2 protein-coding genes are annotated in these 2,522 nt (G+C 67.3%); one reads left to right on the top strand and one right to left on the bottom strand.

The window, feature by feature from the left end; all coding sequences use genetic code 11:
- Positions 1 to 199: 199 nt before the first annotated feature.
- Positions 200 to 1,117 (bottom strand): LysR family transcriptional regulator, encoded by a 918-nt coding sequence (locus JMF90_RS33195; RefSeq protein ID WP_011694651.1) that lies wholly within the window; start codon positions 1,115 to 1,117, stop codon positions 200 to 202.
- Between the two features lie 140 nt (positions 1,118 to 1,257).
- Between JMF90_RS33195 and JMF90_RS33190 the strand changes: the two genes are divergently transcribed.
- Positions 1,258 to 2,522: Rieske 2Fe-2S domain-containing protein (locus tag JMF90_RS33190; RefSeq protein WP_201326011.1), on the top strand; the 1,265-nt coding region annotated here is incomplete at its 3' end.

The raw sequence follows: 2,522 nt of genomic DNA, 5'->3' as shown, positions 1-2,522 counted from the left end.
GGTGATCTGCTGCTGCGTGTCGCGTGCGCGCTCGGCGGTGCTCGTGCTCGATCTCTGATGCGCCGAGCGCCCCGCCATGCTGCGGCGCCGATCTAGCGCTTGATCGAGGCACCGAGGCACCGATGCACCGGCGCACTGAAGGCCGATGCCGACCATCGCCGGCGACACGCACGGCGCGCCATCGCGCACCGCCCGATCGTCATTCGTCGAAACGCTCGACGATCTCCGCGAGCAGCGCGCGCATCCACGCGTTGCCCTCGTCCTCGTGGAAGTGCTCGTGCCAGTGCATCGTCACCGGCGCGGGCGGCAGCGTGACCGGCAGTTCATACAGGCGGAATGCGTTGTCGCGGTTCAGGATCTGCGCGAGCCGCCTCGGCAGCGTCGCATACAGATCGGTGACCGACAGCACGCTCGGCAGCGCGACGAAGTGCGGCACCTCGAGCGCGATGTTGCGGCCCACGCCCTGCGCGCGCAACGCGTCGTCGAGCGCGTGGTGGCTGTGCTCGACCGATTTCACGTTGACGTGCGCGGCGCGCACGAACTGCTCGAGACTCAGCACAGCGGCCGTCGGCAGCCCGCGCCGGCGCCCCGTCATGCACACGTAGGTTTCCTCGAACAGCACCTGGTGGCGCGTGCGCGGCATCAGCTCCGGCAGGTTGCCGATCGCGAAATCGAGCCGGCTCGCGCGCAGCGCTTCCTCGATCTCCTCCACCGGCAGCGGCTGCACGCTCAACGTCACGCGCGGCGCACGCTCGCGCAGCGCCTGGCAGATCGCCGGCAGGTACGCCATCTCGCCCGCATCCGACAGCGACACCCGGAACGTGCGCGCGCTGGTGGCCGGATCGAAGCGCTCCGCGTAGCGCAGCGCCACGCGCACCATGTCGAGCGCCTTGCCGACGATGCCCGCGAGTTCGAGCGCGACGGGCGTCGGCTGCATGCCCGAGCGCGTCCGCACGAACAGCGGATCGTCGAACAGCGTGCGCAGCCGGCCGAGCGAATAGCTCACGGCCGGCTGCGACAGCGCGAGCCGCTCGCCGGCCTTCGTCAGGCTGCGTTCCTCGACGATCGCCTGGAATACGCGCAACAGGTTCAGATCGAGATGATCGACCGATGTCATCGTGACCTCCATCATTTGCCGCATTTATTTGATCATCAATTTTAGATCAATTTGACCAATATGTAGCAGAAGACGAGACTGGTCTCCGGACGCTGCGCCCAGCGCGGCCCGATTTTCGCGACTCTTTCCCCACGACGACGATGAGCGACATTGCCTACCAGACGATCGACACCCGCGCGTTGCATGGCCTCGCGCAGCCCGACCGCATCGCGCCCGCGATGTATCACGACCCCGCGCTGTTCGAAGCCGAGCTCGACCGCATTTTCTACCGCACCTGGATCTGGGTCGCGCACGACAGCGAACTGCCGAACCCGGGCGACTTCGTCACGACGACGATCGGCCGCCAGCCGGTGATCGTCGTGCGCGACAAGACCGGCGAGATCAACGTGCTGCAGAACCGCTGCCGCCATCGCGGCGCGACCGTGTGCGAAGCGCACAAGGGCAACGCGAAGGGCTTCACGTGCCCGTATCACAGCTGGTCGTATGCGCTCGACGGCACGTTGCGCGCGCTGCCGTACGGCGACGGCTACGAAGGCGTGTGCGACAAAGGCGACCTGCCGCTCGTGAAGCTGCGCGTCGGCGTGTACCAGGGGCTGATCTTCGCGAGCTTCAACGACGCGATCGAGCCGCTGGAAGATTTCCTCGGCGGCGCGAAGCCGTGGATCGACCTGTTCATGAAACAGGGCGCCGGCTACCCGATCAAGGCGAACGGCGAACACAAGTTCAAGTTCAAGGGCAACTGGAAGATCCAGCTCGAGAACACCACCGACCTCTACCACTTCCCGGTCGTGCACAAGTCGTGGATGAAGTCGATCGACGACGAGACGGCCGCCGCGATCACGAGCTTCATGACGAGCGAGCATGCGTTCTGCCGCGGGCTCGGCAACGGCCACAGCCTTGCGGTGCTGATGCCGGAGCTGATCGATCTCGACGAGGACGACGGCGCACCGCTGCCCGAACGCTTCGCGCCGCTCGCGGCGAAGCTCGCCGAGCGCCATGCGCCGGACGAAGTGCGCCGCATCGTGCGCTCGCTGATGGGCGTCGGCTTCAACCTGAACCTGTTCCCGAACCTCGCGCTGTCGATGGCGTTCTTCCGCGTGCTGCGGCCGATCTCCGCGAACGAAACCGAGATCCGCCACGTCGCGCTCGCGATGGACGGCGGCCCCGACGAAGCGAACCGCGAGCGGCTGCGCATCCACGAGCACTTCCAGGGCCCGTTCGGCTTCGGCAGCCCCGACGACGCGGAAGCCTGGGAGCGCGTGCAGCGCGGCGCGCACGCGGGCCCCGACGTGCCGATCCTCGTGAATCGCGGGCTGAACCGCGAGACGACCGCCGCGAACGGCGAAAAGACCGCGCATGCGACCGACGAAACCGGCATGCGCGAGGCCTACCAGCAATGGCGCAA

Origin of the sequence: Burkholderia sp. E168m23, assembly GCF_016586125.1 — a bacterium.
GTDB classification, from domain to species: Bacteria; Pseudomonadota; Gammaproteobacteria; order Burkholderiales; family Burkholderiaceae; genus Burkholderia; species Burkholderia orbicola.
The sequence above is the reverse complement of the archived record's forward strand: the minus strand, read 5'-3'. Positions and strand labels throughout refer to the sequence as shown.